Origin of the sequence: Flavobacterium sp. SH_e (assembly GCF_025717045.1) — a bacterium.
Taxonomy (GTDB): Bacteria; Bacteroidota; Bacteroidia; order Flavobacteriales; family Flavobacteriaceae; genus Flavobacterium.
In genome coordinates, this window is sequence record NZ_JAOVZN010000006.1 from 1,221,948 (window position 1) to 1,245,932 (window position 23,985).

The 23,985-nt window shown below is 35.1% G+C and carries 16 protein-coding genes and 1 tRNA gene; 11 read left to right on the forward strand and 6 right to left on the reverse strand.

Annotated features, from left to right (window positions below):
* Positions 1–22: 22 nt before the first annotated feature.
* Both OD917_RS16225 and OD917_RS16230 read right to left on the reverse strand, forming a co-directional pair.
* Positions 23–1,117, reverse strand: coding sequence for an exopolyphosphatase (locus OD917_RS16225; protein ID WP_263524440.1), 1,095 nt, complete (start codon positions 1,115–1,117; stop codon positions 23–25).
* 233 nt (positions 1,118–1,350) lie between these two features.
* Positions 1,351–1,422: transfer RNA gene (locus tag OD917_RS16230), tRNA-Glu, on the reverse strand.
* A 472-nt stretch (positions 1,423–1,894) separates the two neighbouring features.
* Between OD917_RS16230 and OD917_RS16235 the strand changes: the two genes are divergently transcribed.
* A complete protein-coding gene (locus OD917_RS16235; RefSeq protein WP_263524441.1) occupies positions 1,895–4,435 on the forward strand; it encodes a WG repeat-containing protein in 2,541 nt (846 codons plus the stop codon).
* Between the two features lie 366 nt (positions 4,436–4,801).
* Here OD917_RS16235 and OD917_RS16240 read toward each other — a convergent pair whose 3' ends face one another.
* Together OD917_RS16240 and OD917_RS16245 are read right to left on the reverse strand one after the other, a co-directional pair.
* Positions 4,802–5,920 (reverse strand): TlpA disulfide reductase family protein, encoded by a 1,119-nt coding sequence (locus OD917_RS16240; protein ID WP_263524442.1) that lies wholly within the window; start codon positions 5,918–5,920, stop codon positions 4,802–4,804.
* Positions 5,921–5,962: 42 nt separating this feature from the next.
* Positions 5,963–7,042, reverse strand: coding sequence for a TlpA family protein disulfide reductase (locus tag OD917_RS16245; protein ID WP_263524443.1), 1,080 nt, complete (start codon positions 7,040–7,042; stop codon positions 5,963–5,965).
* A gap of 245 nt (positions 7,043–7,287) precedes the next feature.
* Here OD917_RS16245 and OD917_RS16250 point away from each other — a divergent pair, with 245 nt between their 5' ends.
* The 8 genes from OD917_RS16250 (at position 7,288) to OD917_RS16285 (ending at position 19,374) form a co-directional block, all read left to right on the forward strand.
* Positions 7,288–8,676 carry a serine hydrolase gene (locus tag OD917_RS16250; RefSeq protein WP_263524444.1) on the forward strand — a complete coding sequence of 463 codons (1,389 nt, stop codon included), beginning with the start codon at positions 7,288–7,290 and terminating at the stop codon, positions 8,674–8,676.
* Positions 8,677–9,297: 621 nt separating this feature from the next.
* Positions 9,298–9,426, forward strand: a complete 129-nt coding sequence (locus OD917_RS16255; RefSeq protein ID WP_263524445.1) for a hypothetical protein — start codon at positions 9,298–9,300, stop codon at positions 9,424–9,426.
* Between the two features lie 296 nt (positions 9,427–9,722).
* Positions 9,723–10,856 (forward strand): hypothetical protein, encoded by a 1,134-nt coding sequence (locus OD917_RS16260; RefSeq protein WP_239455552.1) that lies wholly within the window; start codon positions 9,723–9,725, stop codon positions 10,854–10,856.
* Positions 10,856–11,311: a T9SS type A sorting domain-containing protein gene (locus OD917_RS16265; protein WP_263524446.1), complete on the forward strand. Its 456-nt coding sequence runs from the start codon at positions 10,856–10,858 to the stop codon at positions 11,309–11,311. Before OD917_RS16260 ends, OD917_RS16265 begins: the two co-directional genes overlap by 1 nt.
* 3 nt (positions 11,312–11,314) lie before the next feature.
* Positions 11,315–17,809, forward strand: coding sequence for an RHS repeat-associated core domain-containing protein (locus OD917_RS16270; RefSeq protein ID WP_263524447.1), 6,495 nt, complete (start codon positions 11,315–11,317; stop codon positions 17,807–17,809).
* A 9-nt stretch (positions 17,810–17,818) separates the two neighbouring features.
* A complete protein-coding gene (locus tag OD917_RS16275) occupies positions 17,819–18,316 on the forward strand; it encodes a hypothetical protein (protein ID WP_263524448.1) in 498 nt (165 codons plus the stop codon).
* An 85-nt stretch (positions 18,317–18,401) separates the two neighbouring features.
* Positions 18,402–18,905 carry a hypothetical protein gene (locus OD917_RS16280; RefSeq protein WP_263524449.1) on the forward strand — a complete coding sequence of 168 codons (504 nt, stop codon included), beginning with the start codon at positions 18,402–18,404 and terminating at the stop codon, positions 18,903–18,905.
* Positions 18,906–18,927: 22 nt separating this feature from the next.
* Positions 18,928–19,374: a hypothetical protein gene (locus OD917_RS16285; protein ID WP_263524450.1), complete on the forward strand. Its 447-nt coding sequence runs from the start codon at positions 18,928–18,930 to the stop codon at positions 19,372–19,374.
* 261 nt (positions 19,375–19,635) lie between these two features.
* Here the strand turns inward: OD917_RS16285 and OD917_RS16290 are convergent, their stop codons facing one another.
* Both OD917_RS16290 and OD917_RS16295 read right to left on the reverse strand, forming a co-directional pair.
* Positions 19,636–20,877, reverse strand: a complete 1,242-nt coding sequence (locus tag OD917_RS16290) for a relaxase/mobilization nuclease domain-containing protein (RefSeq protein WP_263524451.1) — start codon at positions 20,875–20,877, stop codon at positions 19,636–19,638.
* Positions 20,865–21,257, reverse strand: a complete 393-nt coding sequence (locus tag OD917_RS16295; protein ID WP_263524452.1) for a MobC family plasmid mobilization relaxosome protein — start codon at positions 21,255–21,257, stop codon at positions 20,865–20,867. The genes OD917_RS16290 and OD917_RS16295 overlap by 13 nt, the downstream gene beginning before the upstream one ends.
* A 705-nt stretch (positions 21,258–21,962) precedes the next feature.
* On the opposite strand from OD917_RS16295, the gene OD917_RS16300 reads away from it, so the two are divergent.
* Both OD917_RS16300 and OD917_RS16305 read left to right on the forward strand, forming a co-directional pair.
* A complete protein-coding gene (locus OD917_RS16300) occupies positions 21,963–22,232 on the forward strand; it encodes a hypothetical protein (protein ID WP_263524453.1) in 270 nt (89 codons plus the stop codon).
* Positions 22,233–22,235: 3 nt separating this feature from the next.
* Positions 22,236–23,903 (forward strand): recombinase family protein, encoded by a 1,668-nt coding sequence (locus OD917_RS16305; protein WP_263524454.1) that lies wholly within the window; start codon positions 22,236–22,238, stop codon positions 23,901–23,903.
* The last annotated feature ends 82 nt before the right edge of the window (positions 23,904–23,985 follow it).

Genomic DNA, 23,985 nt, shown 5'->3' on the forward strand with positions numbered 1-23,985 from the left:
TGATATTGAAAAAAATAAATCTTTAAAAATTAGTGTTTACTTTTTTAGAACGATCTGCAATGTATGAGATTAACCAAGTTACTTGTCCTTCTTTTACAAAAAGTATTTTCTTTGTTGCCAAGTTTGGAATGTTTTCCAAACAGCTAACTAATATATTATTAGCCGAGATAAGATTTTGCTGATCGTAAGTGCTTAAAACTCTTGCAGCTTCTTTATTGATTTTAGCAAGACTGGTAAACTTTCCGAAGTTATTTTTAAGAATTGCATCGTAATTTATAACATCTTCTAGAGTTAAAGCAATATAGTGTTCTTTAACGTCTTCGTTATAATATAGAGTCGAAAAAGCCCAAACTGCACCTCCCGATAAATATAATTTTTCTTTTTTCTCTAAAGGCGGATTCGCATCAAATAAGTCTTTAATTTTTTTGCGAAGAACAGGAACAAAGTCAAAAGATTTTTCTTGGTAAGTAGACATATCGTTTGCCTGACTCTGATTGTGAACTGTTTTCTTTACAGCATCAGTAAGAGTCATTGTACCAAAATCAAGTTCAAGCGGAATAAACTCTAATTTACCGCCTTCCAGTTCGTCAATATAACCTCCTTTAGTCGTTTGAGCACCAATATCAAGCAAGAAAGCGTTAGAAAAATCAACTGGCGGAATTGCACCTTTAACTAGAGTTTTTGGTTCTTCGTTTGCATTTAATACTTCAAGTTCTTTGTTTGCTAGAAGCATAATTTTGTTTCTTAAAACATCAAGATTACGTGCACCTTCAAAAACAGGAGCAGCAACTATAAAGATGTTTTCATCCAGCAATTTATTTTCTGCTTTTATTTTTTGCAATTGGTTGGTAACTATAAGACTAGTTTTAGTGATGTCTTCAGCAGTAAGTTCACCATTAGCGGCAATATGATCAGCAAAAGGAATTCTTTCAGTCCAGAAAGAAATAATTTTATAATCTGCTTTTCTGATGTTACTCACATCAATAACAGAAACTTTTATGGCTCTACGTCCAATTTCGATTCCTGCGTAGATACTTTTTTGAGAGAATGAATTAACGGAAAAAAATAAAGTTAAAAGGGTAATAATTAAAACTTGGGGTTTGTTTTTTTTAAGCATTGTATTGAATTGCGGTTATTATATAATTGTAAATTAGACTGTACGATAATTATTTGTTCTGGAATAGCGAAGTAATAAAGACTACTTTTTTAAAGCGGCAAATTTATGAAAAACATCTGCTAAATGAAAAGTAAGCTATTAAGAAAATATTATTTAATTATAGAGACGCTGTAGAAGAGGTTTTTAGCAAATAAAAAAAGCTTCAGATTTCTCTGAAGCTTTGTGTTTTTAAGTAGTCCGTGGGGGAATCGAACCCCCCTTACCAGGATGAAAACCTGGCGTCCTAACCGATAGACGAACGGACCTGCTTTCTCATTGCGGGTGCAAAACAAGGGAATTAATTTCATAATACCAAATAAAATAAAAACTTTTTCTTTCGGTTATTTTGAAAAACATCACATTTTGCAAGATTCATTCAAAAATAAAATAACTTAAGTGATTTGTATTTATTTGATTAATAACTGGTTGTTTTGTGTTTGAATAAAGGCAATGAGAGTTTTTTTGCCAGGATTATTTTTTTTAAAAATATTATTTTTTCTTAATAAGAAAGAATATTCTCTCGACGTGTTGTGTTTTTTTATTGTTTTTTGAGTGAGAGTATACGAATCAGAACAAATATCATTTATATTAATAAAATTACTATTAAAATAACGAAAGCGTAATGCCGAAACTTCAAAGCTATTTTTTATCTTCGTCCATTGTTAGAATGTCTCTATTTTCTTCTCTTTATAGAGCCAGGAAGACAATGTCTAAATACTGTTAATACAATCAAACTATATGAAATCAATTTTATCTATTATTTCTTTTTTATTTGCAATCAATGCGATAGCACAGATTCCTAATTCAAATAATTCAGGACGAGTATCTGGAGATGTCGGAGATATGTTAACTATAGAGGAAGGTAATGGAACAAATAAAGATTATAATGCAGGTTATTACCAGCAAGATGGAAAATACGGTTTTGTTTATCCAGAAAATGTTAGACAAAAAACGGGTTATGATAAAATTGAGTCTGCTTCCAATGGCTTTATTGTAAAAAAAGATGATTTGTATGGCATTGCAGATAGAAAAGGAGTTCTTATTGGAAAAATAGAGTTTGACAGTATTGGCTTTAAATCCCAAAGCAATACATTTATTGTCAAGAAAAAAGGGAAATATGGAAGTATGTCTCAAGATGGAAAACAAATACTTTCTACAAAATATGACAAAGTTCTTTATAGTGGCAGTCAGAATCCTATTTCTTTTGTGAAAGCCAAAGACGGAAATGTATCACTAATATTCAATAAGGATGAAAAGATGTTTCCTCAGAAAGTTGATTATGCAGAAGTATATGCTAATTTAACGATATTAAAAGTGAATGGAAAATTTGGTGTTATAAAAGATCAAGTTATAATTCCTTTTGAGTATGATAGTATTTACGTACCTGTTCCTGAGGGGTATAATAATGTAAGCAAATCCCAAAAAACTAAAAAAAATAATCCTTTTGCATTTGAATATTCAAAGTTGAGCAAGACAGTTACTTTAATGACAATTCAAAAAGGAGGTAAACTAGGGTTAATAGATAACAATTCGACTATTATCTATCCAGCAGATAATGATGCAATAAATAGTGTCGAAATGAAAAGATATTTTACAGTGAAAAAGAATAATCTGTATGGGGTTTACTTTATGGATACTGGTAAAAAAACAGAGATTGAATATGATCGTGTTTATGCTGATGGTACTGGATATGTTATGGCAGACAAGAACAAAAAAGGTGGAGCATTTACAATAAAAGGGGAACAAATTATACCTTTTGAATATGATCCAGAATTTATTGCTCAATATCGTTTTGGTTTACAAATCACAAAAGACAAGAAAAAAGGATTTACAGATAAAAGAGGGAATGTTATAATTCCGCCAATTTATGACAATGTTGATTCGTTTTATGAAAGTGGAATGGATTATTTTATAAAAGTAAAACAAGGTGAAAAACAGGGAGTTATTAATCTTAAAAATGAGATTATTATTCCTATAAATTTCGAATGGATAGGAGAGGAAAATGGATTTTTTAAAGTGGTTACACCTGATCCAAATAGAAAGTTTGGACTTTATAGTAAAAGTGGAAAATTGGTTGTTCCTGCAGAGTATAGTTGGATTACTAATAGTGAAACGCAAGACAGTAAAATAACTGTTTTAAGAAAAGATGCTAATTCATATAATTTTTTAAATCAGAAATCGGAGCTTATTTTTCCTGAAAATATTACTCAATATGGATATGTTTTAAATGAAGAGAAGTTGTTGAATCCTTTTGATGAAAGAGGTAAGTCCTTATTGTTTGTGAAAGGAAAAAATGGTAAGTACGGATTGCTAAATGAAACTACAGAAGTGTTGGAGGTTCCAATGATTTATGATCAAATTATTCAGCGTTTTGCGAGCGAAAGAAACCTTTATTTTAGTGTTAAAAAAAATAAGAAATTTGGACTTATCAATGAGAAAAACAAAGAAATTATTCCATTTCAATATGACTTTATAGATGTAAATTTAATAGGGGCTAAATATAATGATGTAAGTGATATTTCATATAGCGTTATAGTCGTAAAAGGGAAAAAGTTTGGAACTGTGAATCTTAAAAATCAAGAGCAGATTCCTTTCATTTATGATGATTTACAAAGAATTTCAGAAAATGGACTTTTCAAAGCTAAAAAAGGAAAAGAATATCAGATTATAAATTCAAAAAATGAAGTGGTAAATAAAGGTCCGTTTGATCAAGTGGCTAATTTTGAGCAGATTGATAGACGTACTAGGGTGTCACAGGCTTTAACATTTTATAACAATAAGATGAAGGTTATAAATGACAAAGGGAAATTTTTATCAAGCGAAGTCGTTATGGCACCACACAACGGCTATACCACATTTGATGAATTAAAAGCGGGATTGATTAGAGCGCTTGATAGTCCTGATGATGCTCTTTTAAAAGATTTTGCTAATAAAATAGCACCTTCTGATCATCTTCTGTATTTTCTTAAAGACAATCTATTTAATAAAAAATCTTTAGAATTTACAAATGTAAAATACATACAAGAAAAATACTATTCCGATTTGTTGGAGTTTAAAAGAACACGTTGGAATGAAAAGTCAGGATTTGGATATAATCATAGTTCGCTTACAGATGTAGTTGATTTTACTATGGAAAGAGATGGTTGTGTAACCAATGTGAGAACTCGAGATCATGCTTTTGGTGATACCAGATTCATGGAAAAAGTTTTGCGAAATGCTATAAAAGTAAATGGATTTTGGATTAGTACTTATTTCATGACACGTGGATTTGAAAATTGATAAGTTCTAAATAAGTAATCTTTAAGAGATTTCAAAGTTCTTCCATTATCACCACTTAAAACTTCTCCTGCTTGTGCAAGTCGAGCTGATGAATTTAATAAAGAATAATATTTGTATGAAGTAGAAAAATGTGTAAAAAACAAAAGCTTCAAGGAAATTTGAAGCTTTTGTTTTGAAGTGGGGACTTGATAAAGATTAACTATGCATTTTTTAATTGATTCTTTTGAAATTTTTGAGAATATCCTTCATTAGAAAGAAAATGTAAAATCAGATAATTGTCTTTCAATTCAAATGATATTGTTGCAATATTAGGGTTTTGGCAATTTGTTATTATTTGGCTTTTCACTACGTTATAACTTCCAGAACTTATTTTTTTAATATTTTCTTTTCCAGTTTATTAATCAGACTGCCTTTGCCGTAACCAGACCATTTGTCGATAATTGTTCCTTCTGGATTAATTAGAATGAAAGTAGGAATGCCTTGAATGCCATATTTAATAGCAGTTTCGCTAAATCGACCTTTGCTGTCCCATACACTATTCCAAATAACTTTGTCTCTGTCTACAGATTTCAGCCAGTCTTCTTTTTTTGGATCACAAGAAAAACTTACTAAAGTTAAAGAACCCGAATAGGTTTCATTAATTTCAGTCAGTTCCTTTGCTGCTTGAATGCAAGGTCCGCAAAAGGCAGAAGTAAACTCAATTAAAGTATAAGAACCTTTAATGTCTGAAAACTTAACTTTTTCACCTTTTTGATTCCAACCTTCAAAATCGTGATATTTATCTCCAACTTTCGAAATGTTTTCTTTCAAAAAGACTTCAACAACTTTAGCATATTTACTTTCTTTTATTTGAGGAGTATATTTATCGTATATTTTTTGAATTGTGTCTTTTGGCAATTGATTCTTTAGATAACCAAGCTCTATTATACTTGCGTAAGTATCTGGATGTGATTTTACATATTTAATGCGCAGTTCTTGTGTAATGCTGTCAATGCCTTTAATTTCGTCCCATATTTTTGCGCCAGCTTCTTGTTGCTTATCTTTTGGCAACTGCAAAAATGAATTTACAAGAGTTTCTCTTTTGGCAAAATATTCTTTTGTAAAACTTTGCGAATAATTAAAATCTTCCTGACTTTTTGAACCTTTGATTTCTACATTTCGAGGAAAGTCTTTAATGTCTCCTTTGATTCTAATATTATCGTTGCCAATAAGTAAACTGGTATAGATTAATTTTTCATCTACAAGGGCATACATCCAAATTTGCTCTGGCGGACTAGCTAATTTTCCTTCAAATTTAAATTTGTTGTTTTCTACAGTTGTGCTATCTATAATAGCATCTGTTGCGAGGTTTTTTAAATAGAATTTGGTTCCATTTTGAAATCCAGTTACTTGACCATAAATAGTAAATTTCTCTTCTTTTTTAATAAAGGCTATTATTACTATAAATGTGCAGATTAAGAAAAATATTCTTGATGATGATTTCATTGTTTTTTAATTGAGTCCTCTTAATAATTTACAGAAAAGGAACTAGATTGTTGTCTTTTTATCTATTGCATTAATGACCTGCGAAAGATCATTTGCAGCATTAAGCAATACTTTTCCGTCCTTATTAAGTAAGATTAAATTTGGCACAGCAAAAATATTGTATTCTTTTTTTATCGCATTATTTCTTTTTGGCAACCCAGAAAGATTAAGCCAAGGCATATTTTCTTTTTCTACTGCCGTTTTCCAATTATCGTATTTATCATCTATACTTAGACTAACAATGCTTATTCTATCTTTATAAGCGTTATGAAATTTTTTAAGCTCTGGAATTTCTTTTCTGCAAGGACCGCACCAGCTTGCCCAAAATACTAAAAGTACTGGCTTGCCATTGCTTACTTGATCAAAAGTGTAATTTTTGTTATCAATGTCAACCCAATTGAAATTTTCCCTAAATCCAAATTTTTCTATTTTTTCTTTATTATTGATATAATCCGTAAGCATATTAAACGGAACAGATTTTTTTATTTCGTCAGAAAACAAAGAACTGTATTCTTTTAATTGATTTACGGAATACTGCTCCTTACTCCAGAATAATTTATACAATAGCGCGAAATTTGATGAGTTTTGTTTGATATTTTTATTCGAAACAATTGGCTCTTTCCAGCCTCTCATAAACATTTCAGCTTCTGGCGATCCTTCAAAATTTACCTGATAGATTTTTAAACCTTTAAATTCTTTAGTTTCATACAGGCTGTCTGTGTTGAATTCAATATTTTCATTGCCTAAAAGAATATCACCCCAAAAACTTTGCTTTTTAGAAGATTTGTCCCTAAAACCTAAATTTGCAACTTTCTTATTGTTTTTGAGAAAATAAATATAAGCGTGTTTAGGTTCTCTAACTTTAAAATGATACTCAAATTTACCTTCTTTTGCTGGTATGGTGTCAAATGTTTTTATCGAATCTCCAAGAGCTTCATCTCCCCACATATTAATAACTACTTTGTCAAAATCTGTAGTGAGCTTGCTAATATCAGCTTTGATAATACCTGATTCTTGTTTTTTTTGAGAGCACGAAAGCAATAGAAAAGCAGACAGTAGAAAGGAAAAGTTTTTTATAGTCATATTGATACTTTTAATGTTTTAAAAAGAAATCGAATAAATTACTAATCAAATATAGAATAAAAAAAGAGTAAAATAATACGTAAAACCACATCGTAAATGATTTTTTGCGTTGATTATGAATTGCTTTGTAGAGAAAATCTAAAAGTATATATTTGATAATAATATGTTGAAGTTTATTACGCATATAAATAAGTTTGTTCAATTATGAGATGCATATTACCTACATTATTAACCAGAAATAAAAAATGAAATTAACAATTACAATCGCACTTCTTTTAATTGGACATTTTACATTTGGACAAGACAGAATTCAAAAAATTGACAGTTTACTCAATTCTCTTTATTCAAAAGAGAAAATCAATGGGAATTTTCTAATTGCAGAAAAAGGGAAAGTTATTTATAGCCATAGTTTTGGACTTGCTAACGAAACAACAAAAGAGAAATTGAACGAAAATTCGATTTTTGAATTGGCATCTTGTTCAAAGCAGTTCACAGCTATGGGGATAATGATACTTAAAGAAAAAGGAAAGTTGAATTTGGACGATGAAATCAAAAAATATTTACCCGAACTTTCTTTTTATAAAGGTGTAACTATAAGAAATTTATTAAATCATACAGGAGGTTTGCCAGACTATATGCAGCTTATGGATAGTTTATTTGATAAATCTAAAGTTGCCACTAACAAAGACATAATTGATATATTTAGTAAACATCAACCAAAAATATTATTTGAGTCAAATACTAAGTGGGAATACAGCAACACGGGCTACGCACTATTGGCTTCAATAATTGAGAAAGCATCGGGTTTGACATATGCTGACTATCTAAAAACAGCTATTTTCCAACCGTTGAAAATGAAAAACACCTTTGTTTACAATCGTAGATTATCGCCAAAGAAAATTGACAATTATGCTTTTGGTTATGTTTACTCAGATAATTTGAAAAAATATGTTTTACCAGACGAATTGGAAGAAACTAAAATAGTTGTTTGGCTTGATGGTGTTGTTGGAGACGGAGGAGTTAATTCAACTGTAAACGATTTATTGATTTGGGATAGGGCATTATATACCAATAAATTACTCAGAGAAGAGGATATGAAAGCAGTTTTTGAATTAGCAACTTTGAAAGACGGAGCTAAAAGGAATTATGGTTTTGGCTGGGGAATTGAAGAAAATGCTGATTTTGGAAAAATTGCAAACCATGATGGTGGTTGGCCAGGTTATGTAACTTTTATCGATAGGCATATTACAAATGATAAAACAATAATAATACTTCAAAATCACAACAACGTTTCAATTCCTTCTAAAGCAATTAGAAATATTCTATATAATAAACCATTGCCTGTGCAAAAAATCAGAAAAGAAATTAGTATTACTACTGAAGAACTTCAAAAGTTTGTTGGGACTTATGAAGTTGAAAAAGATTTTGAAATCAAAATTTCATTAGACAAAGACCAACTATTTTCACAATTGACAGGACAAAATGCGTTCCGAATATTTGCAGATAGTGAAATGTTATTTTTCTACAAAGTAGTAGATGCACAAATTCAGTTTGAAAAGAACGAAAAAGGAGAAATTTCAAATTTGTTTTTATTACAGAATGGAAAAAAAATAGAAGCAAAACGGATGAAATAAAAATCCGATCGCTCCGATATGTAGACAACAATAGCGCAGATTTTGCAATCTGTGCCCGCAAAGAGAATCAGAAAAGGGTAAAAACAAAAAAAAGCTTCAGAGAAATCTGAAGCTTTTTTTTAGTAGCGGGAAGCATTCAATTATCTAACCGGTTTTTTGATGATTTTAATGAGGTGTTAAGATTAGTTTCTTGACCTGTTTGCAGTGGTCCTGCTTATTGTTTGAAAGTGGTGATTGAATAACGGGCTAATTTATTGTCACTGCAAAGGAAGCTAGTAGCCTTCCTGCTGGCAATTTATGAACAAACGCTTTGAAATAAGCTTCTAGAGATTTACATTTAAGGAGAGGGGATATTTTGGATGCTTGATCAGAAGCTTATCAGCTTGAGTTTTAACTGCCCGTCTATATTTATCTATCGACAAACGGATTGTTTAAAAATCAAGTAGGAAGACTTTGCTGAAAAGTTAAATTACTTAGTCTGTATTTTGCGGAGTTTAATTTCAACTTATAAGACTGTTTCCAATATAGAACTGTAATCCATTAGAAGTTTTTTGGAGTTAGCTGTTAATCCTGTCTTTCCTATTTTTTCCAATCTTTAAAATCATCAAAAAAAATGTCAAAATGAGGAATCCCGTAAAGAAAATAGGGAATGCTTTTGTTTATTTGCGCGCAAAAAAAATTAACGAAGCATTAACAATTGTTTATAGCTTTGGATTGGGATTGAATGATCCCGAGAATCAGATGATTTAAAGATTTCGGTAGCCTAATCCAGTCATGAAAATAAAGGTTTTCTTAATGCTATCAATGCTAGGGGCACTATTTATGGATTAGATCAGCCTTTTTCTGAAATAAATGAGTAATGAACAACAATAAAGATTAACATAAAAAGGAAAAAAATGAACAGATTATCTAAGCTCTTAATTATAATAATTATTTTGAATTGCAAGCATCTGGCGGCTCAAAATACATTTCCAACCACGGGAAATGCCGGTATCGGAACAATAGCACCTGCCGGGAAGCTAGAGATAGTTACAGGAACTTCAGGCGTGCCAACCTCAATAGGGGCATTATCTTCAGGCTCAATTGCATTTGCAAATAATAATGCATCTTTAGCAATACCGACCCTTTTCAGTAAAAGCAGCAATTCGGCAGGTTTTTCAATTTTTACGGGTACAAATAATGTAAATGCCAGTCCGGATATGAGATTTGTAGTAATGAAGGAAGACGGAACCGATTTCACCACACTAACATCAAGCGCATTTAGATTTTCAAGATATAATTTATCGCTGTTTGATATTCTAAGAAATGGTAATGTTGGCATTGGCACAACGGCGCCAGTTGGTAGGCTTAATATTTTTACAGGTTTGACAGGCAATACGCTTGATCTGGCAAACCAGCAGAATGGCAGCATATCGGTAAACAATTCTAGCGCAACATTAGCATTTCCAACAATCACAGGAAAAACAAATGATGCCATATCTGGTTTGCGACTAATGGGGGCTACTCCTGACACAAATGGCAATCCTGATATGTCTTTCGATGTTAGGATGAACACTAATGCTGATTTTTCTACACTGACAACATCTGCTTTTAGATTCACAAGATATGGATCCGCACTAGTTGACATATCAAGAAATGGAAACGTCGGAATCGGAACTGCATCGCCAGTAGCAAAATTTCATATTGTTGATACAAATGGAGGAGTTTTCTTTGATGGATCGAATACGGCCTATAACAGGTTTAAATCGACAAATATTGCTCCGACTGTTGCAAAACCATTGTTGTTCAGTGCACAGACATCAGGAACCACTCCTGATATATACATCAGCACTTCAGGAAATGTGGGCATAGGAACGACAATTGGAACAAATAAGCTTGATGTCAATGGCACAATCCATTCAAAAGAGGTAAAAGTGGACATGACAGGCTGGTCTGATTTTGTATTTAAGAATGGCTATGAATTGCCAACACTTGCTGAAGTCGAAAAGCATATTGCCGAAAAAGGCCATTTGGAGAATATTCCGAGTGAGGAGGAGGTTCTGAAAAACGGAATCAGCCTTGGGGAAATGAATTCCAAACTGCTGCAGAAAATTGAAGAGCTTACTTTGTATGTGATAGAGCAGAATAAGGCTATTGAGGAATTAAAAAAGGAAGTGAAGGATATTAAATCAAAAAATTAATGAAAAGAATAATTACTCTTCTGCTTTTTGGAATTTGCTCTTTAACAAATGCCCAGCAGAAAATAACATTCGGATATGACAGTGCAGGAAATCAGATAAGCCGCAATTTGTGCTTAAGCAACTGTGGGGGTACGGCCAAAACAGTAGAGGAAACCAAAGAAATTGAAGCGCTGGTAGAGGATGATCTGCTTAAATTTTCAGAGGAGGATGTCATCTCCTACTACCCTAATCCAGTGAAAGAGCTGCTCTACATAAAATGGGAGCTGATCAACAGGAGCAAGGTATCTTCCATCACCGTTTATGAAATATCGGGACAGGTTCTGCAGACTTTTTCGAGAACAGAAAATACGGATAATCAGACTATTTCCTTTGGGGAATATCCAAGAGGGGTCTATCTGGTGGCTCTCAATTATGGAAATGGGGAGCAGAAGACAATTAAAATCATCAAGCAGTAATATATGAAGCATTTCTACCTAACATTCCTATTTACCGGTTTATCTTTTTATGCTTCAGCCCAGGACTCAGGGGGAACGCCAGTTGAGGGGGTGACTCTTATACAGAGAGCCAATGAAGAAGCAGAAACTGCAGTTGGCAACATTGAAAATAATAGTGAAATTTCCAATTTGGCAGCCATAAGCGCAATACCTGGACCGACGGGAACTTCGGCTGAAGTGGGCGTTACGGAAGGACAATTGTCAGTTTCGCTTAGTGGTGCAGCCAACTACTCCATTCCCATTGCGGTGCCTGCGGGAATTAATGGCGTAGTGCCGCGAGTGAATCTAGTTTATAATAGCCAGTCAGGAAATGGAATCGCAGGCTACGGCTGGAGCATTTCAGGCGTTTCAGCCATAACCAGAATTCCCAGAACAAAATTTCATGATGGAAGCGTAGGAGGAGTAAATCTTGACGCTAAGGATCGTTTTGCCCTAGATGGACAGCGATTAATTTTAAAAACAGGTGCGCTTTACGGTTCGGCAAATACGACTTATGAAACAGAGAACTTCTCCAATGTGAAGATTAAAGCTGTTGGAGTATCTCCGCTTGGCGCTAATTATGGTCCGGCGTCTTTCTTAGTGGAATACCCTGATGGCTCGATTGCGGAGTATGGCTCTTCTTTAGACTCGCAGTCAATTAAAGCTTGGGTCATTAATTATTGGCAGAACCCGCAAGGGGTAAGAATTTCGTATAATTATGCTAAATCGCAGAACAATATCATAGTGACAAGCATTAAATATGGAGCGCTGGGAACAGGAACTCCCATTAACGAAATTAAATTTCTTTACGGGACACGCTCACGTCCAGAACAGTCTTATATAGGGGGCGAAAGCATTCTGGATGACAAAATTTTAGAAAGAATTGAAGTTAAAGGCAATGGACTGGGTTTTAGGAATTACGATTTAAAATATATTTCCAGCACTATAGGATACCAGCGCCTGGAGAAAGTATTTGAATTAAGCGGAGATGGAACGAAAAGCTATAATCCAACAGTATTCACCTATGAAAATACCAGCGAGTCTATATCATATGCAGATATTACTACAAAGGTAAGCCTAGGAAATGTATCTTCTCAAAATGTAGCCACTGTTTCCGGAGATTTTGGAGGGGATGAAAAAATGGATTTTTTAATCTATCCTACAATAGAGCCGGATGCAAAATCAAAGTATTGGCTGTACTCGGATATAAATTCCGGTGGAAATAATATAGGCTTTGAGCATAAAGTAGGGGCTTTTGAAACTATCTTTCCTGTCAGCTGGCTGACTTGGAACAATAAATTATGGTCAAAACAGGGATGGGCAGTAGTAAAAAAAACGGATTTGAATTATACTTTTACTGTTTTTTCTGCCGGAACAGTCACTCCTGTCTATTTTCAGTACGAAAAGACGGTTAGCTTCCCCACTATATCAGTGAGTGAAGCAAGGGAATGCTCAGAGTATCAGGTTGAAAAAGTTTTCCCTAAAAAGATACTTTCAGGAGATTTCAACGGTGATGGACTCACTGATGCAATTGCGATTGATCTGCAGATGACAGAATCGTTCTATCGAGGTTCTTGCGATTATATAACTTATGAATTGGTAGATTCAAAAAAGGTCTATTTTGTCGATTTAAAAAGAGATAGCACATCTAATTTCTTAATCTATTCGGGAGAATTGGCATCAGTTGTCACTTCCGCTTCTAAAGTCGAAGTGGCGGATGTGAATGGTGACGGGAAATCTGATTTTATAATTTTTGAAAAAGGAAAAGCAAGTGCCTATACCCTCAATGACAGCAATCAGCTTGTACTATTATTTGAGTATGCCGATTCTCAAATTTTTTCAAATTCGAATTTCCCTCTTCTCGGGGATTATAACGGAGATGGGAAAACAGATTTTATGATTCCTGCTGATGTAAGCAATAGAACCATGTCATGGATTACTTATACATCAACGGGCACCACTTTTGTGAAGATGCCTTTTTATGGCGTTTGGTATTATCCTAATGAAAGCGATTCCACCCACAATTATATTGCTACCGATTATAATAAGGATGGAAAATCTGATTTAATTAGAGCTGATAGCTCTAAACTCGCCAACTCGTCGTCGGGGCGAATAGATATCGAATGTTTTGGCAATAAAGAAGGCATTTTTTCTTATCCTAATTCGGCTTCATCTTCGAGCATAAGCAGTCCTGATATTAATTTGGGCGCACTGCCCATTTACTTAACCACGGGAAGAGGAATACCAAGCGATGGCAAGCCATATAATCCGACTTTGGAAATTGCATTTTTGAGCAATAACAAGATATTTTATTTTAATTCCAATAAAGACAGCGGCCAGGACCAATTGCTTCGGAGCATAACAACAGGAAATGGAGTAAGAGAGCTGATTACCTACCAGCCATTGTCTGCAGCTTCAGTGAATGAGGGACGCATGCCAGTATATTCGAGCGGATATACGGAGAGTTATCCTAACACAGATGTAGAATTTGCGCTGGCTGTTCAAGTAGTTTCTAAATTAGAGAGGTTAAGCGCCTCGGTGTACAAAAAACAGCTGTTCGCTTATGCTGGAGCAGTATCCAATTTAGAAGGGTTGGGCTTTATGGGATATCGCGCATCAATGCGAACAAATTGGTTCGAAGAGGATAATCAGTCGATTAGTTCTGTGTCTAAGTTTGATCCAAGCCTGCGTGGCGCTATAGTTGAGGATTATACCTATCTGGGTGTCGTTGGCCCTTCAATAGCATTGAACAGTGCCGCTCCAAACATTCCTAGAGCAAGCCAAATTACGGTAGACAATACCAGAACGGCAACCGAGACCATTTTGGCGACAAACAGTATTACGTTTAGCCCAGGTGCAGTCATCAAACCTGGAGCAGGCAATGCTTTTACGGCTAAAATCACTTCCGATTATGATGCGAATGGCTATACGGAAACAAATGCCATTCCGCCTTATGGGCTGATAAGCAAATCTCTTTTATTTTATGAATCCAGCCTGTCTGCTTCAAAAGTATTCAAGCTGCAAAATGTAAGATCCAACAATTATGATATTCTAAATGACAGCAGTGACGAAACCAATACTGTATATGATGACTTTAATAATCCTACAGAGTCTATAACTAAAATCAGATCTGGAGGAGTCAACCAGCAAGTCACTACTACTACAATTGCTTATGACCCGCTGATAAATGCCCCTTACATGGTGGGCAGGCCAAATAGCAAGACCCAAAATGTGGCTGCTTCTGGCGATAGCATGAATTCTAAGGAGACCTATCAATACGGTTCGGGATCTGAAAGCAATTTATTGAAGATAATCCAAAAATGGGGCAGCAATACAAACGCTATAACAGAATCCAATGTGTATGACGCTTTCGGAAACGTGACATTAAAAAAGATATCGGCATCTGGCCTCGCAGATAGGCAAACGAGTTTCGCATATGATCCTACAGGCATTCTGTTAAAGGAAAGCACTGGAATTGAGGGATTCAAAACAGCATTTGAGTATTATCCTAACGGAACCCTTAAATCGGAAAACAGGCAGACCGAGCTAGGCGTTTGGAACAATGCCCTGCTGACGGGGTACGAATATGATCCATGGTTCAGGAAAACTGTGGTTACCGATTATTTGGGCAAAACCCACACCTATGCATACATACGAGAAAATGAGAGAGCCAAAATTACGCTGACCGGAAACACTGACGATACTTATAGCGAAGAGCTGTTTGACGAATTGGGAAGAAAAATACGCACTGGCATAAAAGGCGTGCATGGCATTATGTCTTATGTAGATTTCAAATACGATATTTATGACCGTAACTATAGTGTCAGCGAACCTAATACGGGCCCTCCATTATGGAATACTACTTTATATGACGTTTATGGACGTCCTGAAACTATTACAGATTACAGAGGCAAAATCTCAACTGTGAAATACGATAAGCGAACCACTACAGTAACGGATGGCGCTACCGGTCAAACTAAAACAGGGACTAAAAATGCTATGGGCAATTTGGTTTCTATGGTTGAGAGCCCAATAGGGGGCACCATAAATTACAGCTATTTTGCCAACGGAAATCTAAAGGAAACCAATTGCAATGGCAGCAAAATAACGATAGGTCAAGATGGCTGGGGGCGCAAGATCAGCATGAGCGATCCGTCTGCCGGAACCTACACATATGCTTATAATGAACTTGGCGAAAGCACAAAAGAAAACACTCCCAACGGTACGACAACCTATAAATTGAACGATTGGGGCAAACTCGAAACCAAAACCATAGCAGGCGCTAACACTAACAGCACCACGCAGTACACTTATGCTCCGGACAGCAGGCTGCTTTCAAAGACGGTTTATACTGATGGAGGGGATGCAGGAAAAGCAATTATTACCGATTACACTTACGATTCCAAAAAACGATTGGAAACCGTTACCGAAACCACAGGCTATGGTGCTGTTTTTACAAAGAAGATAGAATATGATGCCTGGGGCAGGATTGAAAAAGAAACCAAAACGGCTTCTTTAAACGGAAAAACAAGTTCATATAGCACTCAAAATGAATACAAAAATGGTTTTGCATATAAAGTTTATGAGCTAAAAGGCGGACAAAAAACGAAAACTCTCTGGGAAGCTACCGAGGTAAATGCCCAAGGGCAGGTGACCAAGGCATTGCTGGGCAATGGAATTGCCATTAGCAGGGATTTTGACAGCTACGGTTATATAACCAATGCAAAGCATACCTTAGGCACGTCTCTTATCATGGAGTTAGGCACCAGTTTTGACACTCAACGCGGAAATCTCAAATGGCGTAAAAACAGCCTTTTCGGAAATGTTACTGAAAATTTTGGATATGACAGCCAAGATCGCCTTATACAGTATCCTAATGCACAGGGTGTGCAGGAGGATCAGGCCTATGAAGACGATGGACGGATTAAGTCAAACGGATTGGGAACCTATAATTATGGCAGCTCAGATAAAAAGCACCAAAATACCTCTATAACACTGACCGCTCAGGCCTCAACCGATTATCAGAACAGACCCTTGCAGACAGTCAGCTATAACACTTTTAAGAGCCCGGTTGAAATAGTGGAAGATGGCAGAGACAAAATAAGCTTTGTTTATAATGCGGACAATAGCCGAAGCGTGATGTTTTATGGAGGCTTAGGGCTCAAAGAAACCCGAACATACCTCAAGCATTATAGTGCTGATGGCACGATGGAGATTAAAGAAAATACGCAAACAGGAGAAATTGAGTTCGTAACTTATGCGGATGGTGACGGATACTCGGCTCTTGTCGTTTATAAAAAAACATACAGCAGTGCAGGAGCTGTACAGGAACAAACTCTATATTTGCATAGAGATTATCTGGGGAGCATCTTGGCTATAACTAATGAGGCGGGAGCTGTATTGGAAAAAAGGCAGTTTGATGCTTGGGGAGCTATTGTAAAAGTGCAGGATGGCTCTGGTAATGCATTAAATGGGCTTACTATTCTTGACAGAGGCTATACAGGGCACGAGCATCTGCAGAGCGTAGGGCTGATACACATGAACGGGCGTCTGTACGATCCTAAGCTCCACCGTTTCCTGCAGCCGGATAATTACGTGCAGGATCCCGAAAACACCCAAAATTATAACCGATATGGCTATGTATTGAATAACCCGCTAAAATATACAGATCCTAGCGGGGAGTTTAAAATTAATTTCAATGACATAATCGCAGGAGTTGCAATAGCTGTTGGGGCGGTTCTGTCAGTAACAGGCGTTGGGACAGGGGTTGGAGCTGTATTAATTGGAGCCGGAGTGGCGCATTTTGGTGCTGCGTATGCTGAGTATAGTAAAACTGGAGACTGGAATGCCGCATCAAATAATGCGGGAATTAGTTTTAGCACGACTATAACGACAGATTTTGGTTATGGCAGTTCTAAAGATAAGCAAAATGGGATTGGTCAATATGCACCTATAGTTAATCCAGAAACTGATAATTCGCTTTTAGGGATCAATGGAACGTCATTAGAAGCACCTTCCTCTATGGTTAAGTATGGGCAGTACTTGCAAGACTATGAAGAATGGAAAAAAAAGCCTCTCATTGAAAGATTATTATCTGGTAGACCAGATAACCCTTATTTGATCGCAAGCAGTGGAGGTTTAGAATTTATTACAGGTGAAGCGGAGGTCACGCTGTTTGCAAAGGCTGGAGAAAAAGTATATGAAGTTTATCATTTAGTAAATAAAGAAACTCAAGTTGTTGAATATGTAGGAAAAACAAATCAAGGAATGTTAACTAGATTTGCGCAGCATTTATTAGATGAAACAAAACAAGGATGGATTCACAATGTCGAACCAGTATTATATAAGGGCGGTCTAAGTAAATATGGAGCAAAATATTACGAGCAAATGGAAATTCTCAATTATAAATTAGAAAAATTATACAATCGGATAAATGCAGTTGCAGAAAAGTATTGGATTAAATATAATATAAAAAAATAAACCTTAAAGATGGCTAAAAAAATAATGAATACTGGAAATATATTTAAAGTGATTGATGAAAAGGAAGTTAGGTACTTTCAGTATTTTTATACAGATCCACATTATTTGGGAGGTAATTTAATTTGGGTTTTTAACCAAAATATTGATAATGACAATTTAAATGAAATTCTTGATTCTGGATATAGTTTTTATTTCTATACAACCGTAGAAGCGGGTATAAAAATGAAGAAATGGAAACTAATAGGAAATATAGAAATACCTGATAAAATGAATTATTATCCCATTTTCAGATGGAGAGATCTTGAATCAGGATTATGGTATAAACTGAAATATAATGAAAAAGAGCTTTTGGGGAACAATTTGACTGAGGAACAATTTAATATCCCCATAGTATCTTTTCAATTTCCTGTGGGAGCAATCGAATTTATGATTAAAGGTAAAGAATTCTTCATTGAGAGAACTAAAAATTTTGAAAACCAATACTTTGAAAAGAACAAAAGGATATGAGGTTGATATTTGAGAGAGTTTTTTTAAATTAGTAATTTACTCCGCTCTGCAAAGAGTTCTAAACTTAGATTAAAAAGTTGCACAAATGTCTCTGACTTTGTGCAATTTTTTTGGTCTTAGAATTTCTAAACGTAATAAAAGTCTCCGACTTTTTACGATTGACCCTGAGCCATCAGACGCAGCTTGGCCTAAATGGGTTGCATATGGAATAGCAGGTACAGCTGCAGCGGCTTATCTCTATTCTGGCGACTATATTGAGAAGATGACTCGAGAGATTGAGGGAATCAAAAAAAGAACATTGGGGCCGTCTGGTTTTGTCTATGAACTAGTGGCGACAGAAAATCGAGATTATCCGAATTTGAATACTGGGGGTTCAACCAAATTAAAAATTGGGGATGTTTGGAAATATGGGCAAACAACAAAAACAAATAGATATTCAGAAAAATGGCTTGAGACAAATGGCTTGAGAATGCGGCCTCTTCCACCTGGCGGAAACCAAATGGAAATATTAATTCAAGAAAAATATTATATATATGGATATTATTTCTTGCATGGTGAGAGGCCGCCAGGAAATCCAATTTTTAGGTAAATAATTAATAATATAATAATATATGAGATTAGGCTTGGCACAATACAGTTCTGCTGAAATAGAAAACGAAACCAGATTTTTAATAGATTTTTCAAATGAGATGAAAAAATCTTTCATAGAAAAGAGATATGGAAATGATTTAATTGAAATTGTAATTGGAATTATATGTGTAAGTCCAATGTTTGAACAATTTTTTAAACCAAAACGACCAAAATATACTAATGAAAAAAAACATATAAAAAGCGAGGGATTTGAATATGAAGTTGAAAAATGCCTAGAGTATAGCATAAAATTAGACTTTGAAACATTCAAAAATTTTTCAGAAATTGAGGCTAAAAAACATTTGTCATTAGAAATTCTGAAATCATTAGAAATAATAGAAACTATGAGAACTAAAATTAAAGACTTTGATTTGGCTACTTTTAAAAAAGATTTAGAAAATTATTTTAAGGAAAAAAGATATATATAAGTATCAGCCAAAACAAATTACTTCTGAGACATCTGGATCATACAAATAAAAGGATGCTTTTACGAGGCTTGATTGCTTATTTATAACAGTATTCAAGATTATATAGTTAAACAAATATGGTTTAATGAATTGGTATAAACATAGTTTTCAGATAATAAAAGAGACGATCAGTTGGTCGTCTCTTCTGTTTTTATTATTAAAGAAAACGTGATTACGCTCACGAAAATTGGAGATAAAGTTAAGAGGCCAAGTGCCACTTTTTTATATTCCCTTATAAAGTTTTCTTTTTTTTTGTTTAAACTGTTTAGAAACATAGTCATTTAATTTTTCCCCACGAAGCAGGATGTCTGCAAGATTTTCTTTTACATACTCTCTTAATTTAAGATCTTGAAAGTTCTCAGAATTTGTTGAAATTGAGTTTTGATGCTTTCTTTCAAGTGCAAGAATGTTCAAGGCACATTTTTCCTGAATTCCTTTTGCACTGAATTCTTTGCCAAGACTGCTTCCATTGACAATGGACTGTGTTTTAAAGTCGATAAAAGTAATTCCATAAAGCTTTCCCTCACTGCTTTTTCTTAAAATTGTGTGAATCGCTTCATCTTTGAGCCTTTCGGATAATCTCTCGATAGAAGTAATTCTTTCATCAAAGAAAGCCTGTCTCAAAGCATTTATAACGTGGCTTTTGCAGTATTGCTTCTTTGTTTCATTGACTCTGAATTTTCCCTCCAGAAATTTTAAGGTAGGTCTGCTGTAGAACTCGCTGGCTTTTATCGGCACGCCAATCGGTTTAGAATTCTGGTCAAGTATCTTGTAAAGCAGTCCATGGTTTTTAAAAACTCTTGATTCTTCGCTTCCCCTGTCAGCATGAACATTATATAGGTTTAAAACCGCGTTGAGTTCAGGCAGGCTTGAATACTTATATTCAAACAACACCTGATTTAAAACTGAACTGATCGCCTTTCTGGACTCTGCTTTTCCGTATTGGACTCTACAGATATCTATCGGATTTAACGAAAAATGTTCTTTCTGTTTTCTTCCTTCGGCTTTTACAAGCCCGAACATTTCTTCAATTTCTTTTCGGGCGGGTTCTGATTTTCTGATTCCCAGTAAATGCAGATCGATTCTTTTGCCGTCTCTCTGAATGTTGTTTGTCACGATATGGCAGTGCGGATGTCCCGCATCATGATGCTGATACACCAGATAGGGCTGTCTACCGAATCCCAGTTTTTCCATGTAGACATCCGCAATCTCAGCGAGTTTTTCTTTCGAATGATTTTCAGAAGGATCAAAGTTTAGCGAGATATGCACCGTATTCCGCTTCGCATTGGTATTGAGTTCTGCCAGTTTCAGAAAACGGTTTAATTTTGAAGTGAAACTCAGTTTTCCCAGTTCCAGCGGATAATTCACTGCGCTTATGCATTCCGCTTTTCCGATCTCAACTTTATTTTCGTTGTAATTCAGAATACCTATTATGGACGAGCTAGTTTTTATCACTGCAACCATTTTTCTGCTATTTTCTGGGTGTGGCCTGAGACCTCTTCCATTTTATCAAAAAGTCTTTTTCTCTGGATCTCGAACAGATAAAGATGCCCTTTAAAATCGGGAATTGTGTTGAGCGTGTTTATCTTTCTGGCAATCTGATTGATATTATTGCCGATTGACCGTAATTCGGAAGTAAGTACGGCTGTCTCTTCCATCAGATCGTCTAAAGACTGGTTTCTATAAGTGGAGACAATTGGTCTGTTGAATAAGTGGCTTCTGATGTGGTCGCTTAATTTTCGGCAGGTGCTTGCTCTAAATCTTTTTTCCAGTTCGGCATACTCCAAAGGAGTGAATCGCAGTCCCACGATTCGTGTTCTGTTTGAATTTTCTCTTTTCATCATCTTTCATTTTCATTATTATCAAACTCTTTTCTTTTAAGTTTCTCCACCGCCGAGTTCCGAGGCAATGGGGGGCAAGATAGGCGGTTGTTTAACAACCGTTCATCTTGCTGATTGCAGGAACGTGGCAATCTTTGGAGATTTTTAAAAGCAGGCTTCTAATTTAGAAAAAATATTTGAATGTATCATGTTCAAAATATGTCCATGATGGCTGTAGGATGTGACAATAGATAAATATTTAAAAAAAGAAAAAGGGAAAAAAGAAAGCAGTCTAAAATTGGACAGTCAGACAGTTGAAGTGCTATAAGTCCCGAAGGGCGGATTTTTTGAGGGACGAGAAAAATACGTTATGGGCACTTCTCTGGCTGTGTCCAATACCTTGCTTTTCTTTTTTCTTTTGGCTTATTTATAATATGAAGCAGTTAAATTATTCGTATTATAGACACTGCTTAAAAGTTTTATGGACATATTATGTCCATGAGATTGACGCAAAAGCGATTTATCTTTGTGAAAACATGAAAATGGATTGAGTGATGATAGGTAAATTTTACTTATGAACCTCAATGAATTAGGTTTTATATTTGTAGTATCCCCACCAAATTTTGATCAGGGTAAAATGAAAAAAGTGTTTTAACTTTATAGCGGATAGTGATTGTGGAATAAAAAAGACCGAGGCTCGGTCTTTTTTTAATGAAGAGGAATTGTATAATGAAAAACAGAGCAACGGATGAGAGAAGAAGAATCACCCGAGGGAAAACTTTTGTAAATTTACAAACTGAAAAACAAGGGGTTAGATTATGTGAAGGAGAAAGTGGTATTTGTGATGCAGAAGAAACAACTAAAACAAATGAAGGGAAATTAACAGTTGAAGAATTAAGAAGTTGCAGAGGTTTTGAAGAAATTTCAGAATCGGAGGGGAATGAGATAATCGAAAGCTTATTTCAATTGGCAGTGATTGTATATAATTTTAAAATGTAGACTATGGGGATTGAAAGTTTTAAGAAATTTCAGAAAGAAAAATTAGCCCAAAAGGCTGAGGTAAAAGAAATCTGGGGATACACAAGGGTAAGCTCAAAACTACAGTTAGTAAACAACAGTCTTGAAGAACAGCGTATGGAAATAATACAGTTTGCTTCCAAAAACGGCTATACGCTCAAAAATATGCTTGGAGGGACTTATGAAAGCGCTTCGGGAGATTTTACCAGAAAAGAGTTTACAAGATTATTGGAAGAGGTTAAAAGCGCAAAACAGAAACCTTTTGCAATCGCCATAAAATTTATCAGCAGGTTTTCAAGAACAGGAGGAAACGCTATTAGCATTGTTCACGAGCTTGTGGATAAACTCGGAGTGCATTTAATTGAAACTTCTTCTGGTCTGTGCACCAATGACGAGTACAGCAAACTTGATATTTACAGCAAGCTTTTAGATGCCAGAAGAGAAAACATGGACAGGCTCGAAAAAACAATTCCTGGCATGAAAGCGCTACTGAGAGCAGGAAACTGGCTAGGCAAAGCTCCCAGAGGCTATACAATGAGAGGAAGGAAGGTTGGGGATTACGCTCTAATACAGGAAAAGCAGTCTATCACAATTAATTTAGAGGGAGAGATTTTAAAAAAGGCTTGGAAATGGAAGCTTGCGGGTGAGAGGGATTTTGTAATCAGGGAGAAACTGGCAAAGTTGAATTTAAATATTACAAAACAGTCACTCGGTTCTATGTGGCGCAATCCTTTTTACTGCGGAATATCGGTGAATGCACTGCTTGAAGAGCCAGTGAAAGGAAACTGGACAGGTTTGGTCAGTGAGGAGGATTTTCTAAAGGTTGACAGAATGCTCTCTGAAAGCAAAGTGCCAGTCAAGGAATATTCCAAAAGCAGGATCAATGAGTTCAGACCATTGACGGGATTTTTAAGATGCGAATGCGGAAGCCTTCTGACAAGCTATGTGGTGAGAAAAAAGAATGCGCACTACTACAAGTGCCAGAAATGCAGAAATGCCAGTTTCAACGCATTGACCACACCATATTCAAAAGCGGAAGGTTTGAATGATTCTTTTGAAAAGCTATTATCAAGATATACGCTAAGTTCTCAATTTGTAGAACCTTTCAAACTTCAGCTGAATAAACTTTTTGATATCATGGAAAATGAAGGCAGGGAAGAAATGAAAAGCCTTCTTGCGAAGAAAAAAGATTTGGAAACCAAAATCGAAAACTTGGATAAACGCTATTTTGACAATCCGAATTTCGGAGATGAAAAATACAATAGATACTCGCTTCAGTTTGATATGGAATTAAAAGAAGTTGGGCTTCAGATTACAGCAAACGGCAAAAAAATATCTAACCACGGCAGACATATCGATAAAGTAATAGAGAAAGTTACGAACATTAATAAATACTGGAAAGAAGGCGATATAGACAGCAAAATAAGAATCCAGAATCTGGTATTTCCAGAGGGATTGTCAATTAGGTCTGAAAATAGGGAATATCTAACTGGAAGAGTAAACTCGATTTTTGGATTAGTCCAAACGTTTACAGGCATTGACAGGGGCAATAAAAAACAAAAAACCCATCAAAATTTTGATGGGTCATTCTCTGTAGCCCTAACGGGACAATTTTCGAACCATTTTATTAATGATTTAAAAATTCTAGGTTGAAATATATATTATTACACTTCCAACTTATATACTCATTTCAAAGTTTCGACAATTATACTTGATTTAGATCTGTAATTTCCAC

Excerpts from the sequence above, each read along its gene's own strand:
- OD917_RS16225 (WP_263524440.1), bottom strand. The coding sequence starts at position 1,117 with ATGCTTAAAAAAAACAAACCCCAAGTTTTAATTATTACCCTTTTAACT.
- OD917_RS16235 (WP_263524441.1), top strand. The coding sequence starts at position 1,895 with ATGAAATCAATTTTATCTATTATTTCTTTTTTATTTGCAATCAATGCG.
- OD917_RS16240 (WP_263524442.1), bottom strand. The coding sequence starts at position 5,920 with ATGAAATCATCATCAAGAATATTTTTCTTAATCTGCACATTTATAGTA.
- OD917_RS16245 (WP_263524443.1), bottom strand. The coding sequence starts at position 7,042 with ATGACTATAAAAAACTTTTCCTTTCTACTGTCTGCTTTTCTATTGCTT.
- OD917_RS16250 (WP_263524444.1), top strand. The coding sequence starts at position 7,288 with ATGAAATTAACAATTACAATCGCACTTCTTTTAATTGGACATTTTACA.
- OD917_RS16255 (WP_263524445.1), top strand. The coding sequence starts at position 9,298 with ATGAGGAATCCCGTAAAGAAAATAGGGAATGCTTTTGTTTATTTGCGC.
- OD917_RS16265 (WP_263524446.1), top strand. The coding sequence starts at position 10,856 with ATGAAAAGAATAATTACTCTTCTGCTTTTTGGAATTTGCTCTTTAACA.
- OD917_RS16270 (WP_263524447.1), top strand. The coding sequence starts at position 11,315 with ATGAAGCATTTCTACCTAACATTCCTATTTACCGGTTTATCTTTTTAT.
- OD917_RS16275 (WP_263524448.1), top strand. The coding sequence starts at position 17,819 with ATGGCTAAAAAAATAATGAATACTGGAAATATATTTAAAGTGATTGAT.
- OD917_RS16280 (WP_263524449.1), top strand. The coding sequence starts at position 18,402 with ATGTCTCTGACTTTGTGCAATTTTTTTGGTCTTAGAATTTCTAAACGT.
- OD917_RS16285 (WP_263524450.1), top strand. The coding sequence starts at position 18,928 with ATGAGATTAGGCTTGGCACAATACAGTTCTGCTGAAATAGAAAACGAA.
- OD917_RS16290 (WP_263524451.1), bottom strand. The coding sequence starts at position 20,877 with ATGGTTGCAGTGATAAAAACTAGCTCGTCCATAATAGGTATTCTGAAT.
- OD917_RS16295 (WP_263524452.1), bottom strand. The coding sequence starts at position 21,257 with ATGATGAAAAGAGAAAATTCAAACAGAACACGAATCGTGGGACTGCGA.
- OD917_RS16300 (WP_263524453.1), top strand. The coding sequence starts at position 21,963 with ATGAAAAACAGAGCAACGGATGAGAGAAGAAGAATCACCCGAGGGAAA.
- OD917_RS16305 (WP_263524454.1), top strand. The coding sequence starts at position 22,236 with ATGGGGATTGAAAGTTTTAAGAAATTTCAGAAAGAAAAATTAGCCCAA.